Raw genomic sequence first — 14,639 nt, 5'->3', positions numbered from 1 at the left:
ACCCGGAGAACCCGGAGAACCCGGAGAACCCGGAGAACCCGGAGAACCCGGTGATCGAACACCGGCTGCACCCCGTGACCCCGCTGCGGCGGGCCTGGGCGCCGGTCGCCGTGATCCTCGGATGGGCCATGCACGACCCGGACGGGGCGCAGCGGCAGCTGTCCCGGCTGACCACGACCACGCTGCTGATCGGGCTCGCGTTGTTCGTCCCGGCCGCAGCGCTGTACGGGTTCCTGACCTGGTGGTTCACCCACTTCGCGGTGACCGGCACGGAACTGCGCATCCGTACCGGCCTGGTGTTCCGCCGCACCGCGCACATCCGGCTGGAACGCATCCAGGCCATCGACGTCACCCGGCCGCTGCTGGCCCGGGTCGCGGGCGTCGCCAAGCTCAAACTCGACGTCGTCGGGACGGACAAGAAGGATGAACTGGCCTATCTGGGCGAGGCCCACGCCCGCGCCCTGCGGGCCGAACTCCTCGCCCGCGCGGCCGGTTTCGAGCCCGAGACCGCGCACGAGATCGGCGAGGCCCCGGTGCGGCAGCTGCTGCACGTCCCGGCGGGCGTGCTCGCGGTGTCGGTCGTCCTCAGCGGCGCCACCTGGGGAAGCCTCGTCGCCGCGCTCGTCGTTCCGCCGGTGCTGTGGGTCGTCACGGACAGCGTGTGGACGGTCCTCGCGACCGCGCTCCCGCTTCTGGGCGCGGCGGGCGCCAGCAGTGTGGGGCGGTTCATCGAGGAGTACGACTGGACGGTGGGCGAGTCGCCGGACGGGCTGCGGATCGACCACGGCCTCCTCGACCACGCCCACGAGACCGTACCTCCCGGCCGCGTGCAGGCCGTACGGATCGTGGAACCGTTGTTGTGGCGACGACGGGGCTGGGTGCGCGTGGAGCTGGACGTGGCGGGCTCGTCGAACTCGGTCCTGGTGCCGGTCGCTCCGCGCGCCGTGGCCGAGGACGTGATCGAGCGGGTACTGCCGGGGGTGACCGTGCCCCGGTCGCCGGCCCGTCCGCCTCGGCGCGCCGGGTGGTGCGTGCCGTTCTGGTGGCGCGGGTACGGGCTCACCGTCACCGACAGCGTGTTCGCGGCCCGGCACGGCCTGCTGCGGCGCAGCCTGACGCTCGTCCCGCACGCGAAGGTGCAGAGCGTACGGCTGACGCAGGGGCCGTGGGAGCGCCACAAGGGCCTGGCGAACGTGCACGTGGACACAGGTGCCAACAAGACGGTGACCGCCCGGCTCCGGGACGCGGACGAGGCGTCCCGCCTGCTGGCGGACCAGGCGGACCGGTCCCGCACGGGGCGCAGGGAGGCGCTGCCGGACCGGTGGATGGCGTGATGCCGTCTTGAGCCAGACGTATCCGGGTGGTGCGGGGGTGCCGCGGGGGCGGTTGTACTTGGCTTGATTTCGACTGCTCGGAAGGCGTTCGGGGCCGTCCAGAACGTGCGAGAGGCGGCCGCACAGTCGGTGCGGCCGCCCCTCCATCGGGCGAAGGCCCTCGACGAGTTTCTGTCAGGGCTTCAGGACACGGCGGTCCGCAGCCCCTCCATGTCGATGTGCTCCGTCTCGTCGTGGGCCGTCAGGTCGATGACCTGGCCGATGCCGCGCGCGTCCTCGTCCGCGGGCTTGAACCGGGCCTCGGACTCGGCCTTGTGCAGCGCGAGCGCCTCCTGGCCGACCACGTCCGCGAGGTCCTCGTTCTGTACGTCCTCGATGCCCTCCCCGTCCTTCTGCGTACCGAAGAAGTCGAAGCCGCCCTCGCCCGCCGGGCTCCGACGAGGGGTCGCCGCCGGTACGACGGCCACGGCGGTCGGGACCGTGAAGTGACCGGAGGGCTGGGCGGGCAGCGCGGGGTCGCCGGCCGAGGCGGCGGGCGCCGCAGCCGCGTCGGCGGGCTCGGCGGGCTCGGCGGGCTCGGCGGGCTCGGCGGCAGCCAACTCGGGGGCGTCGGATTCAGTGGCCTCGGGCTCAGCGGCCTCGGATTCAGTGGCCTCAGGCTCGGTGGCCACGCGCGCGTGGCCCTCGGCAGGCTCGGGCTGCGTCTCGGAGTGTGTCTCGGGGTGTGTCTCCGGGTGGTCGTCCTCCTCGGCGGCGTCGGCGGCCGGAGCCGCTTCGGCCGCCGCGGAACCGGCCTGGCGCGAACCGCCGTCCGGAGAGCCACCGTTCCCCGGGGCGGCCTTGCCGGAGCCACCCCTGCCGGAACCGCCCTTGCCGGAGCCGCTCTTCGTGGAGCCGCTCTTCGTGGGGTCGTTCTTGCGGGGCTCACCCTTGGGCGCACCGTCGCCCGCGAGCTGGGCCTTCTCGGCGGTCGCCGTCTTCGCGGAACCGTTCTGGACGATCCGGTCCAGCGCCGAGTTGGCGCGCAGGAAGAGCGAGGAACCGGCCGGCGTGAAGACCCCGGAAGCCGACGGCGCCGACGGCTTCGTCTCCGCGGCCTTCTCGTCGGCAGCGCCCGCGGCACCGTCGGTACCCTCGCTCACCTCGTCGGACGCGGCGGACTCGTCGGACGCGGCGGACTCGGCCGCACCCTCGCCCCCCGCCGGCAGCGCCTTCGCCGGGGCCGATGACGTCTCTATGGCGAGCCTGCGACGGCCTTCCAGGGCGGTGGCCCGCTCCGTCTCCGCGGTGGCGTACCGCCGCAGCAGCGCCGCGTGCTCGTTGCGCAGGCCCGCCAGCTCCGACCGCTTGGCGCGAAGCTTCTGTTCCAGCTTCTGGCGCAGCTCGCGCGACTCCTCAAGGTCGGCCTCCAGCTCGGCGACCTGCTCCTCGTGCCGCCACTCGTCGCCCGCCCGCGCGCGCGTGAGGTCCGCGACGCGTTTGCCCGCCTCCACGTCCCAGCGGCGCATGACGGCCGCGCCCACGGCGGCGGTCGCCGCGGCGAACGCGGCCGACACCCGGAGCACGGCGGCGTCCGTGAACACCCAGGGCCCGAGGGCGCAGACGAGCGAGACGCCTGCGATCGCCGACGGAGGCAGCAGCCTGTGCAGGGGCGGTGAATGGCGGTGACGTCCACGTGGCATGGCCAGAAACTTACCGCGCGTAGGGGGAGCATGGTGCCCCCGGAGGTAAAAACACAGCCACCCCGAATCCTTCACCAACCACAACAGGTGCCGATCGCATAAGGCTGTTCGCTCGCCGGGGAGGGTTCACCACGCCTCGGGCACCGGCCCACGAGTGGTTGCGTTCCGGAATTCCCTCGGCTCGCCTGTCACTGAGCCTCGGCTCACCGGCCACTGAGCTCGGCTCACCTGTCGCCGAGCCGCCCGCTGAGCCACTGCAACGCGGCCGGGATCTCCCGCCGCCACGTGTTGAAGTTGTGCCCACCGCTGTCGAGGATGATCGACGCGATCCGCGTCGGACGCTTCGACTTCACGAGGTCGATGAAGTCGAGCGTGGCCTGGTAGTTGGCCTCGCCGTGCCGGCTGCTGCTGACGAGCAGTGAGGTGTCCGGGGCGGGCCGGTGCTTCAGGTACCACATCAGGTCGGCCTCGTTCCGCAGCCGATTGTTCCCCTGGAAGAGGTCGCCCGTCGTCGGGTCGAGCGGGGCCTTGTAGGACGGTGACAGGCCCGCGCCGGCGGCGTACACGTTCGGATGGTGGACGGCGAGCTTCAGCGCGCAGTACCCGCCGGTGGAGTCGCCGACGACGCCCCAGCTGCCGGGTTTCCTGCCCACCCGGTAGTGGTGCCCCACGGCCTCCGGCAGGTCCTTGGCGAAGAACGACTCGGTCTGCGGACCGCCCGGTACGTTCACGCACTCGGTGTCACGCGGCGGCGCCACGGTCGGCCGCATCATGATCAGGATCATCGGCTGGGCCTCGCCGGTCTTGGCCAGCCGGTGGGCCGTCTGCGGATACTGCAGGCCCTCGATGAGCGCCTCGGCGGTGCCCGGATAGCCGGTGAGGACGACGACCGCCGGGAACGTGCGTGTGCGGTACTGCGGTTGGAAGTACTCCGGGGGCAGATACACGTACGCCGGGGACGCGATCTGTGTCGTACGGCCCACGATCCCGATCTTCTGGATCTGGCCGGCGATCCGGGGACGGCCGCTCCCCGGCACGTCCACCTGCAGGGTGTCGAGCACTTGGAGGGGCCCGCCCGGGCCGGCGCCGCCGTGGTCGATGACCACACCCTGTCCGTTCTCCTGGCCGAACAGGTCCGCCCAACTGGAGTAGAACCCGAAGGTCTGGTTCGCGGCGAGCCCGAAGGTGGTGAAGACCGCCACCTGGGTGGCCAGCAGGATGGCGATGCGCCCGCTGACGGGACGCCAGCCGCGGCGCGCCAGCCGCGGCCACCACAACACCGTGCCGACGAACAGCAGCACGGCGCACAGCACCGCCAAAACCAGCACCTTGTTGCTCGTCAGACCCATGGATTCATCCTGCCCGCGCTTTCCTGTGGGGGGTCGGCCACCGCGTCCGTACGGCGGATCGCGTACGGGGCCAGGCCTGCCCGCCTCTGCTCCCTTCATGGCGCTGTACCGCGGCCTTTTCCCGGCCTTTGCACCGTTTTACTGAAGGGGGGTGAACCTCTCCTGTCGAGACACCGTCCTAGAAGGCGTAATGTCACCGGATGCCGGAATGGCACCGGATTCAGGGCCTTCTCGCAGAACTTCGGGATGCGATGTCTGTCAGGATAGAGGGGCAAATGTCGGGCGAGGTTCCCAGTCGATCAACCCGGTTGCAGCGTGTACTGAACGGGCCTCGCCCCGAGGCCGTCCCCGCTGTGGTGGCCAGAGCCTGCACTCTCGTGGGACTCCTGGACATCGCGGCGGGCGTGTTCCCGCGCTTCCGGCACAGCCGCATGCACGCGCTCGCCGAGGTGCTGCCCGGCGCGCTCGGCCCGTTCGCGGCCGCCCTGTCGCTCAGCGCGGGCGTCCTGCTGCTGCTCCTCGCGCACGGGCTGCGACGCCGCAAACGCCGGGCGTGGCGGGCCGCCGTGGTGCTCCTGCCGGCGGGGGCGATCGCCCAGTTCTCCTACCGCCACTCGCTCGTCGGCGTCCTCATCTCGCTGCTCCTGCTCGCTCCGCTGGTGCGCCACCGCGCCGAGTTCTCGGCCCTGCCGGACCCGCGCAGCCGCTGGTACGCGCTCGGCAACTTCGTCCTGATGGGCGCCGGTTCCCTCCTCCTGGGCGTGGTCATCGTCAGCGTCCACACCAGGCACATCGTGGGCGACCCGAGCCTGTCCGACCGTCTGGAGCACGTGCTGTACGGCCTGTTCGGCTTCGAGGGGCCGGTCGACTACACGGGCACCACGTCGTGGACGGTGGGCTTCTCCCTCGGCGCTCTGGGCCTGTTGACGGCCATCACCACCATCTACCTGGCCCTCCGCCCGGAGCACCCGGCGGCACGCCTGACGGAGGACGACGAGGCACAACTGCGCGCCCTGCTGGACCGGCACGGCGGCCGCGACTCCCTCGGCCACTTCGCACTCCGCCGCGACAAGGCGGTCGTCTTCTCCCCCAGCGGCAAGGCGGCGGTGACGTACCGGGTCGTGCACGGCGTGATGCTCGCCAGCGGAGACCCGATCGGCGACGTGGAGGCCTGGCCGGGCGCGATCGAGCGCTTCATGGACGAGGCGAGGGCCCACTCCTGGACACCCGCCGTCATGGGCTGCTCCGAGACCGGCGCCGAGGTGTGGACCCGCGAGACCGGACTCGACGCCCTCGAACTGGGCGACGAAGCGGTGGTGGACGTCGCGGATTTCTCCCTCGCCGGACGCGCGATGCGCAACGTACGCCAGATGGTGAAGCGCATCGAGCGGGCCGGCTACGAGACCCGGGTACGCCGCGCCCATGACCTCGGCGAGGGCGAACTGGAGCGGGTACGCCGCGCCGCCGAGGACTGGCGCGGCACCGACACCGAACGCGGCTTCTCCATGGCCCTGGGCCGCATCGGGGACGCGGCCGACGGCGACTGCCTGATCGCCACCGCGCACAAGGCCGACGAGGAACCCGGCCCGTACGGCGACCTCAAGGCCGTGCTCCACTTCGTGCCCTGGGGCCCTGACGGCGCGTCACTGGACCTGATGCGCCGCGACCGCTCGGCCGACCCCGGCATGAACGAACTGCTGATCGTGGCGGCCCTTCAGTCGGCCCCCCGCTTCGGCATCCAGCGCATCTCCCTGAACTTCGCGATGTTCCGCTCGGCTCTGGCCCGCGGCGAGAAGATCGGCGCGGGCCCGGTGCTGCGCGCCTGGCGCGGCCTGCTGGTCTTCCTCTCCCGCTGGTTCCAGATCGAGTCGCTGTACAAGTTCAACGCCAAGTTCCGCCCGCGCTGGGAGCCCCGGTACGTCGTCTACGCCGCCTCGCGCGACCTGCCCCGTATCGGTCTGGCGGCCCTGCAGGCCGAGGGCTTCGTCAACCTAGCCCTTCCCTTGCCCCGGTTCCTGCGCCGCACATCGAGGGCGGCGCGCCCGTGCGCCCACGACATGGCGGAGAGACGGGGAGTACGGGCGGCCTGAGTGACTGTGGGACAGGCCCTCGGTCCCGAAGGCCATGAAGGGCCGGTGAGCCGGGGGCCGGGTGGCCGGAGAGCCGGGAGCCGGGTGGCCGGAGAGCCGGGAGCCGGGTGGCAGGTTCCTAAGCCGCCCGGGCGACGCCGCCGCCCCCATGGTTGTCGTCGTCCTCCGGGAGCTTGCACACGCGCTCCAGGAAGAAGGCGGCCGCTATCACCGCGATGCCCGCGAGGACGGAGAAGCCCGCGTAGATGGCCTGGTCGCGGCGGGCGGGGATCTCCAGGGACTCCAGGAGGAACACGCCCGTGCCGCCGTACATACCGGCGACCAGAGCCGCGACCAGGGCGCTCGCGTGGCCGAAGACGACCGCCCGGGCCGCGACCAGCGGGTCGACGCCCCGAGCGCCCGGACGGCGCTCGCGCTGGGCCTTGAGCCGGGCGCGCAGCGACAGCGCCGTGGCGAGAAGGACGGCGGCGATCAGGGCGAGCACGATGGGCGCGGCCAGCGGGACGCTGGGCAGCGAGCCCACCGCGTTCCACAGGCGGGCCCCCGCCCAGGACAGCACTCCGGCCACCACGAACACCGCGGCCAGCGTCCTGATGCGCAGCTCTTTCACGATGCCCCTTCGTCGAGCCAGACGGTCTGTGCGGGCCGGGGGACGATCCCGACCCGGTAGACCTTAACGACTACTCGGGCAGCTGAAGTTCCAGATCCGTGCGAGGGGCGACGCCCTCCCGGGTGACGTCCGCGAGGAGCTGGGCGACCGGGCCCCGGCCCGGCAGCTGGGCCTCGGGCTCCACGTCGTGCCAGGGCGCCAGGACGAACGCCCGCTCGTGCGCGCGCGGGTGGGGCAGCGTCAGCACCGGGTCGTCGGAGACCTCCTCGGCGTACGAGACGATGTCCACGTCGATCGTGCGCGGGCCCCACCGCTCGTCGCGGACGCGGTGGAAGGCCTCCTCGACCGCGTGCGCCCGCTCCAGGAGCGAGGACGGGGGCAGCGTCGTCTTCAGCACCACGACCGCGTTGAAGTACGTGGGCTGGCTGCCCGGCGCGACGCCCCACGGCTCCGTCTCGTACACCGGGGAGACCGCCTTGATCCGTACGCCCGGGGTGTCCTCCAGGGCGTCGATGGCGCCCTGGAGGGTCTCCAGGCGGTTGCCCAGGTTCGAGCCGAGGGAGAGCACGGCACGCCTGGGGTTCTGCAGGGTCGTGTCGGCGGCGTCCACCTTCTCGACGACCGAGGCGGGCACCGGCTGGACGGTCGGGTCGCTCTGACCCTCGGTGAAGAAGGCGGTCATACTCGGCTCCGGGTGATGGTGACGGTCACGTCGTCGAAGGGAACCGTGATCGGCGCCTGCGGTTTGTGGACACAGACCTCGACCTCCTGGACTCCCTCGTGCTTCAGACACACCTGGGCGATGCGCTCGGCCAGCGTCTCGATGAGGTCGACGGGCTCGCCCTCGACGACCGCCACGACCTCTTCGGCCACGATGCCGTAGTGCACGGTCTTCGCCAGGTCGTCGTCGGCCGCCGCCGGTCGGGTGTCCAGGCCCAGCGTCAGGTCCACGACGAAGGTCTGGCCCTCCTCGCGCTCCTTCTGGAACACCCCGTGGTGCCCGCGGGCCCTCAGGCCGCGCAGCGCGACACGATCCACGCGAATCACTCCTGCAGTCGTCGGTCACGGCGGTGCGTACCGCACGCGGTCGGCACACCAGCCACCCTCGAATCTACCTGCGGGCACTGACAGCGTTCGGCCGCGGTCAGCCCGGGCCCGCACCCGACGGGCACAGTTCACCGGGCGTTTTCCTGGGAGGACACGGCGGCCCGCAGGCCGGAAGCCCCGCATACCCCGCATCCTGTCAGTCGAATCCTCAGCGGCCCTCGACAGGCGCCTACCCACTCAGGTGGACGTGTCCTCGCCCTCGTCGCTGTCGGATTCGGTCAGCACGGGGGAGGCGTGGTGCGACCACAGCTTCCAGCCCTCCCCTGTGCGCCGGAACACGTTCGTGGCGACGACCAGCTGGCCCACGAGCGGGCCCAGCTCACCGCCCCCCTCCGGCGCCGGACCACCGCTGAGGATGTTCTCCGTGCAGGTCACCAGGGCCGTGTCGCCGGTGACGGACACATGGACGTCGGTGAGGAAGAACTGGATGTACTCCGTGTTCGCCATGATGAGCGCATACGACCTCAGCACCTCGCCGCGGCCGGTGAGGACCGGCCAGCCGGGATGGACGCAGGAGATCACGCCGGTGTCCGCGGGGTCGTGGTACGACTCGTCGACGCCCAGGTCCGCGGGGGTCAGCCACAGCGAGGAGACCTCCTCGAAGTCACCGCGCTCCATCGCCTCGTAGAAGGCCGTGTTGGCGAGTTCGACCTGCTCGACGTCCGTGTGGGGCGCGCTCACAGCTCCCGGGCTCCTTCTACGGCCCTGGCCACGCGGACGGCGTCGGCGGTGGCCCGCACCTCGTGGACGCGGACGGCCCAGGCGCCCTGGTGGGCGGCCAGGGCGGAGACGGCGGCGGTGGCGGCGTCGCGCTGCCGGGCCGGCGGCGGGGCGCCTTCGGGGCCGGCGAGAACCCGGCCGAGAAACCTCTTGCGGGAGGCGGCGACCAACAGGGGGTGGCCGAGACCGAGCAGCCGGTCGAGGCCGGCGAGGAGCGCGAGGTCGTGCTCGGCTTCCTTGGAGAAGCCGAGACCGGGGTCGACGACGATCCGGTCGGGGGCGACACCACCGTCCAGAACGGCCGCCACGCGCGCGTGCAGCTCGTCGACGACTTCGGAGACCACGTCCTCGTACACGCCCTTGATGTTGTCGCCCTCGTGGAAGCCGCGCCAGTGCATGACCACGAAGGGGGCGCCCGCGTCGGCGACGACCGGGATCATCGCGGGGTCGGCGAGGCCGCCGCTGACGTCGTTGACAAGAGCGGCGCCTGCCGCGAGGGCCTGCTCGGCGACGGAGGCGCGCATCGTGTCGACGGAGACGACGACGCCTTCGGACGCCAGGCCCCGCACGACCGGGATGACGCGCCTGAGTTCCTCCGCCTCGTCGACGCGGGTGGCACCCGGGCGGGTGGACTCGCCGCCGACGTCCACGAGGTCGGCGCCCTCGTCGACGAGGTGGAGCCCGTGCTTCACCGCGGCGGTGGTGTCGAACCAGCGGCCGCCGTCGGAGAACGAGTCCGGGGTGACGTTGACGACGCCCATGACCGCACACCGGTCCCACACGGGCAGTCCCGCCACGTGGCCGCGGCCGCTCTTCTTGCTCATGCGCCCAGCCTAGGCCCCGGGTGGGACGGCGGGTTCACCGATGGGGCTCACGGGAGGGTTGGGGAGCCCGTCTCCCACCGGCTCAGCGGGCCAGTATCAGGCTCATCGCCTCGGCACGGGTCGTGGCATCCCGGAGCTGGCCGCGGACCGCCGACGTGGTGGTCTTGGCACCCGGCTTGCGGATACCCCGCACGGACATGCACATGTGCTCGGCCTCGATGACCACGATCGCCCCGCGCGCCTCCAGGATGCGCATGAGCGAGTCGGCGATCTGCGTGGTGAGTCGTTCCTGCACCTGCGGCCGTCGGGCGAACACCTCAACGAGACGGGCCAGCTTCGACAACCCGGTGATCTTTCCGCTGTCGGCCGGGATGTAACCGACGTGGGCCACTCCGTGGAACGGCAGAAGATGATGCTCGCACAAAGATACGATTTCAATGTCCTTCACCAGGACCATCTCGTCGTGCCCCAGATCGAACGTCGTCGTCAGAACCTCCTCGGGCGTCTGCCTCAACCCCGCCAAAAGCTCCCGATACGCCCGGGCCACCCGCCCCGGCGTCTCCCTGAGGCCCTCCCGGTCCGGGTCCTCGCCGACCGCGATCAGCAGCTCCCGCACGGCGTTCTCGGCGCGTTTCTCGTCGAACTCGCCGATCGTGCCCTCACCGTCCAGCGTCACGGGGTCGGTCATCTGGTGCCTCGTTCCTGTGCCTTCGACGCGTACGGATCACGCGTCGCATATACGGGCATACGAAATTGCCGCGCCCCCCAGGCTAGAACCTGGGGGGCGCGGCAATCATTCCGGGCCTGGTAGGCCGAAAACCGTCGTGGGATCAGCTCTCCGAGCGGTCCTCCGGGGCGGTCTCCTTCGCGGGGACGGACTCCGCGGCGCCGGTGATCGCCGGCGTCGCGCCGTTCACCCCGTTCGTCAGCGCGAGCTCCTTCGGGGAGAGCACCGGCGGGCGGGTGGACGGGGTCCGGCGGGACGAGCCGGTCCACGCCGGGCGCGGCGGGCGCTTGACGATGGTGGCGAAGACCTCGGCGATCTCCTCCTTGCCCAGCGTCTCCTTCTCCAGCAGCGCGAGCACCAGGTTGTCGAGGACGTCGCGGTTCTCGACCAGGATCTCCCAGGCCTCGTTGTGCGCGGTCTCGATGAGCTTCTTGACCTCTTCGTCGACGAGCGCGGCGACCTCTTCCGAGTAGTCGCGCTGGTGAGCCATCTCACGTCCGAGGAACGGCTCGGTGTTGTCGCCGCCGAACTTGATCGCGCCGAGACGCTCGGTCATGCCGTACTGCGTGACCATCGCGCGGGCCGTGGCCGTGGCCTTCTCGATGTCGTTCGCGGCGCCCGTCGTCGGGTCGTGGAAGACCAGTTCCTCGGCCGCGCGGCCGCCCAGCATGTAGGCCAGCTGGTCCAGCATCTCGTTGCGCGTGGTCGAGTACTTGTCCTCGTCCGGGAGCACCATCGTGTAGCCGAGGGCGCGGCCGCGGGACAGGATCGTGATCTTGTGGACCGGGTCGGAGTTCGGTGAGGCCGCCGCGACCAGGGCGTGACCGCCCTCGTGGTACGCGGTGATCTTCTTCTCCTTGTCCGACATGATCCGGGTCCGCTTCTGCGGGCCCGCCACGACGCGGTCGATGGCCTCGTCCAGCATCTGGTTGTCGATCAGCTTCTTGTCGCTGCGGGCCGTGAGGAGCGCGGCCTCGTTCAGGACGTTGGACAGATCGGCACCCGTGAAGCCGGGCGTGCGGCGGGCGACCGCCGACAGGTCGACGTCCGGGGCGACCGGCTTGCCCTTCTGGTGGACCTTGAGGATCTCCAGACGGCCCTGCATGTCCGGGCGGTCGACCGCGATCTGGCGGTCGAAGCGGCCGGGGCGCAGGAGGGCCGGGTCGAGGATGTCCGGGCGGTTCGTGGCGGCGATCAGGATGACGCCGCCCTTCACGTCGAAGCCGTCCATCTCGACGAGCAGCTGGTTCAGGGTCTGCTCGCGCTCGTCGTGACCGCCGCCGAGGCCGGCGCCGCGGTGGCGGCCGACCGCGTCGATCTCGTCGACGAAGACGATCGCCGGGGCGTTCGCCTTGGCCTGCTCGAACAGGTCACGGACACGGGAGGCACCGACACCGACGAACATCTCGACGAAGTCGGAACCGGAGATCGAGTAGAAGGGGACGCCGGCCTCGCCCGCGACGGCGCGCGCGAGCAGCGTCTTGCCCGTACCGGGCGGGCCGTAGAGCAGCACGCCCTTGGGGATCTTCGCCCCGACCGCCTGGAACTTGGCGGGCTCCTGGAGGAACTCCTTGATCTCCTGGAGTTCCTCGACCGCCTCGTCCGAGCCCGCGACGTCCGAGAACGTCGTCTTGGGGGTGTCCTTGGTGATGAGCTTCGCCTTGGACTTCCCGAAGTTCATCACTCGGGAGCCGCCGCCCTGCATCTGGTTCATCAGGAACAGGAAGACGACCACGATGAGGACGAAGGGGAGCAGCGAGAGCAGGATCCCGACGAACGGGTTCTGCTTGGACGGCGACACGGTGTAGCCGTCCGGGATCCGCTTGGTCTGGTACTTGTCCTGCAGCGTGGTGGCAAGGCTGACGCCCTGGTCGCCGATGTAGCTCGCCTGGATCTTCGAGCTGTCCTCGACCTTCTGACCGTCCTTGAGCTCGACCTTGATGATCTGCTCGTCGCCGGTGGTGAGCTTGGCCGACTTGACCTTGTCCTGATTGATCGCCTGGACGACCTGGCCGGTGTCCACCGTCTTGTAGCCGCCGGACGAGCCGACGACCTGCATCAACACGACCACGGCAAGGACGGCCAGCACGATCCACATGACCGGCCCACGGAAGTATCGCTTCACGTCCATCCATACGGAGCGGTGCCGCCCCGTCCCTCCTGCCATAGTGAGTTTGATAAAGACTGTTCTTCGGACGGTACCCCAGCATTGTCACCCGAAGTCGCACGGGACGGCTGACAATCCCGTCTCTGCATGCTCCAACGGCGCGAGACCCGCTGGGGTTCCCGAGCGTCCCACAGGGGCCCGCAGCCCCCGTGACAAGGACTTTTCAGCCGCCGTAAACGTGAGGCGCGAGCGTACCCACGAACGGGAGATTGCGGTACTTCTCGGCGTAGTCGAGGCCGTATCCCACGACAAACTCGTTGGGAATGTCGAAGCCGACCCACTCGACGTCGATCGCGACCTTGGCCGCGTCCGGCTTGCGCAGCAGGGTGCACACCTTCAAGGAGGCGGGCTCGCGCGAGCCGAGGTTGGAGATCAGCCAGGAGAGGGTCAGGCCGGAGTCGATGATGTCCTCGACGATGAGGACGTCCCTGCCCTTGATGTCGGTGTCGAGGTCCTTGAGGATCCGCACCACGCCGGAGGACTGGGTGCCCGCGCCGTACGAGGACACCGCCATCCAGTCCATGGTGAGGGGGGTGGACAGCGCCCGGGCGAGGTCCGCCATGACCATGACGGCGCCCTTGAGGACTCCGACGATCAGCAGGTCCTTGCCCGCGTACTCCGCGTCGATCTTCGCGGCCAGCTCGGCCAGCTTCGCGTCGATCTCTTCCTTGGTGATGAGTACCTGCTGGAGGTCAGCACCCATGTCTTTCGCGTCCACCCGCATCACTTTCGGTCGTCCCACCGGCTGAACGGCCTCTCCCCGAAGGGGGACCCGACACCTCCCGAGAGGAGTGTGTTTTTCAGCCTTGCCGAATCACCAGTCTGCCACCCTGCCTCCGGGCGACTACCTTGCCCGGCAGGTTGATGGCTCCCTGTCCGCGCCAGCCGGTGATCAGCCGGTCGATCTCCTCGATGTGGCGGGCGAACAGCGAGCCGGCCGGAGCCCCGGCCTCGATGGCGGCGCGGCGCAGGATGCGGCGGCGGACGGCGCGGGGCAGGGCGTACAGCTTGGCGCACTCCAGGACGCCGGACGCGTCGCGTACGGAGGGCTCGGCCCGGCGGGCCCAGGCGTCGAGGGCGTCGGCGTCGTCACGCGACAGCTGGGCCGTGCGGGCCAGGGCTTCCACGACGCCCTTGCCGAGCGCCTTCTCCAGGGCGGGCAGGCCCTCGTGGCGCAGCCGGGAGCGGGTGTAGGCGGGGTCGGTGTTGTGGGGGTCGTCCCAGACGGGGAGGGACTGGACCATGCAGGCCTTGCGGGCGGTCTGCCGGTCGATGTGGAGGAAGGGGCGGCGGTAGCGGCCGCCGGCCCCCGAGACCGCGGCCATACCGGACAGGGAGCGGATGCCGGAGCCGCGGGCGAGGCCGAGCAGCACCGTCTCGGCCTGGTCGTCGCGGGTGTGGCCGAGCAGGACGGCGGCGGCGCCGTGGCGTTCGGCGACGGCGTCCAGCGCGGTGTAGCGCGCGTCTCGGGCGGCGGCCTCGGGGCCGCCGTCGCGGCCGACCGCCACGGCGACGGACTCGACGGGGTCGAGGCCGAGCTCGCGCAGCCGCAGGACGACCTCGGCGGCGCGCAGGTCGGAGCCGGGCTGCAGGGCGTGGTCGACGGTGACGCCGCCGGCGCGGACGCCGAGCCTGGGCGCTTCGAAGGCGAGGGCGGACGCGAGCGCCATGGAGTCGGCGCCACCCGAGCACGCCACGAGGACGAGCGGCGGGGACAGGGGCGGGGATACGGTCGGGGATACGAGGGTGTCCCGGCCCGAGCGCGGTCGCGAGCCGGCGTCGGCGGTGTCGCGAGTCATGGCGTCGGGACGCGCGGCGCGGGTGCGTGCCGGTGCGTCGGTGCCGTCGGAGGTCCCGCCGGCGCGGAGGGCGGGTACGGCGCGGACGGCGTCGGTGTCGGTGTGGTGTTCGGTCAGGAGGTCGTGGAGAACGCGGCGGACCGCCAGGCGTATCGCCGCGACCGCAGGATGGGGACCCATGTCCGGTGCCCTTCATGAAGTTGTCGGGGGGTGAGCCCGAAGTCGGTCAC

General features: G+C 71.1%; 13 protein-coding genes. 2 read left to right on the top strand and 11 right to left on the bottom strand.

Annotated features, from left to right (window positions below; all coding sequences use genetic code 11):
• Positions 1-50: 50 nt before the first annotated feature.
• Positions 51-1,334, top strand: a complete 1,284-nt coding sequence (locus E0500_RS11825; protein WP_309505218.1) for a PH domain-containing protein — start codon at positions 51-53, stop codon at positions 1,332-1,334.
• Positions 1,335-1,516: 182 nt separating this feature from the next.
• Here E0500_RS11825 and E0500_RS11820 read toward each other — a convergent pair whose 3' ends face one another.
• Positions 1,517-3,016 (bottom strand): hypothetical protein, encoded by a 1,500-nt coding sequence (locus tag E0500_RS11820; protein WP_131564149.1) that lies wholly within the window; start codon positions 3,014-3,016, stop codon positions 1,517-1,519.
• Positions 3,017-3,240: 224 nt separating this feature from the next.
• Positions 3,241-4,365 (bottom strand): esterase family protein, encoded by a 1,125-nt coding sequence (locus E0500_RS11815; protein WP_131564150.1) that lies wholly within the window; start codon positions 4,363-4,365, stop codon positions 3,241-3,243.
• A 275-nt stretch (positions 4,366-4,640) separates the two neighbouring features.
• On the opposite strand from E0500_RS11815, the gene E0500_RS11810 reads away from it, so the two are divergent.
• Positions 4,641-6,455, top strand: a complete 1,815-nt coding sequence (locus E0500_RS11810) for a phosphatidylglycerol lysyltransferase domain-containing protein (RefSeq protein WP_131564151.1) — start codon at positions 4,641-4,643, stop codon at positions 6,453-6,455.
• A 118-nt stretch (positions 6,456-6,573) separates the two neighbouring features.
• Here the strand turns inward: E0500_RS11810 and E0500_RS11805 are convergent, their stop codons facing one another.
• The 9 genes from E0500_RS11805 to tilS form a co-directional block, all read right to left on the bottom strand.
• Entirely contained in the window at positions 6,574-7,065 is a 492-nt protein-coding gene (locus E0500_RS11805; protein ID WP_131564152.1) for a DUF3180 domain-containing protein, read from the bottom strand.
• A gap of 70 nt (positions 7,066-7,135) precedes the next feature.
• Entirely contained in the window at positions 7,136-7,747 is a 612-nt protein-coding gene (gene folK / locus E0500_RS11800) for a 2-amino-4-hydroxy-6-hydroxymethyldihydropteridine diphosphokinase (protein WP_131564153.1), read from the bottom strand.
• A complete protein-coding gene (gene folB / locus E0500_RS11795; protein WP_131564154.1) occupies positions 7,744-8,103 on the bottom strand; it encodes a dihydroneopterin aldolase in 360 nt (119 codons plus the stop codon). The genes folK and folB overlap by 4 nt, the downstream gene beginning before the upstream one ends.
• A 246-nt stretch (positions 8,104-8,349) precedes the next feature.
• Positions 8,350-8,853 (bottom strand): nuclear transport factor 2 family protein, encoded by a 504-nt coding sequence (locus E0500_RS11790; protein ID WP_131564155.1) that lies wholly within the window; start codon positions 8,851-8,853, stop codon positions 8,350-8,352.
• Positions 8,850-9,716, bottom strand: a complete 867-nt coding sequence (gene folP / locus E0500_RS11785) for a dihydropteroate synthase (RefSeq protein WP_131564156.1) — start codon at positions 9,714-9,716, stop codon at positions 8,850-8,852. The genes E0500_RS11790 and folP overlap by 4 nt, the downstream gene beginning before the upstream one ends.
• An 82-nt stretch (positions 9,717-9,798) precedes the next feature.
• Entirely contained in the window at positions 9,799-10,404 is a 606-nt protein-coding gene (gene folE / locus E0500_RS11780) for a GTP cyclohydrolase I FolE (protein ID WP_131564157.1), read from the bottom strand.
• Positions 10,405-10,546: 142 nt separating this feature from the next.
• Complete coding sequence (ftsH, locus tag E0500_RS11775; RefSeq protein WP_131564163.1) at positions 10,547-12,574, bottom strand: ATP-dependent zinc metalloprotease FtsH; 2,028 nt, start codon at positions 12,572-12,574, stop codon at positions 10,547-10,549.
• A 199-nt stretch (positions 12,575-12,773) separates the two neighbouring features.
• Positions 12,774-13,334, bottom strand: coding sequence for a hypoxanthine phosphoribosyltransferase (hpt, locus tag E0500_RS11770; protein WP_131564164.1), 561 nt, complete (start codon positions 13,332-13,334; stop codon positions 12,774-12,776).
• A gap of 76 nt (positions 13,335-13,410) precedes the next feature.
• Complete coding sequence (gene tilS / locus E0500_RS11765) at positions 13,411-14,589, bottom strand: tRNA lysidine(34) synthetase TilS (RefSeq protein WP_131564158.1); 1,179 nt, start codon at positions 14,587-14,589, stop codon at positions 13,411-13,413.
• Positions 14,590-14,639 lie beyond the last annotated feature (50 nt).

It is taken from the genome of Streptomyces sp. KM273126 (genome assembly GCF_004337435.2).
Taxonomy (GTDB): Bacteria; Actinomycetota; Actinomycetes; order Streptomycetales; family Streptomycetaceae; genus Streptomyces; species Streptomyces acidicola.
Note: the sequence above shows the minus strand (reverse complement) of the source record. Positions and strands in the feature narration are given on the sequence as shown.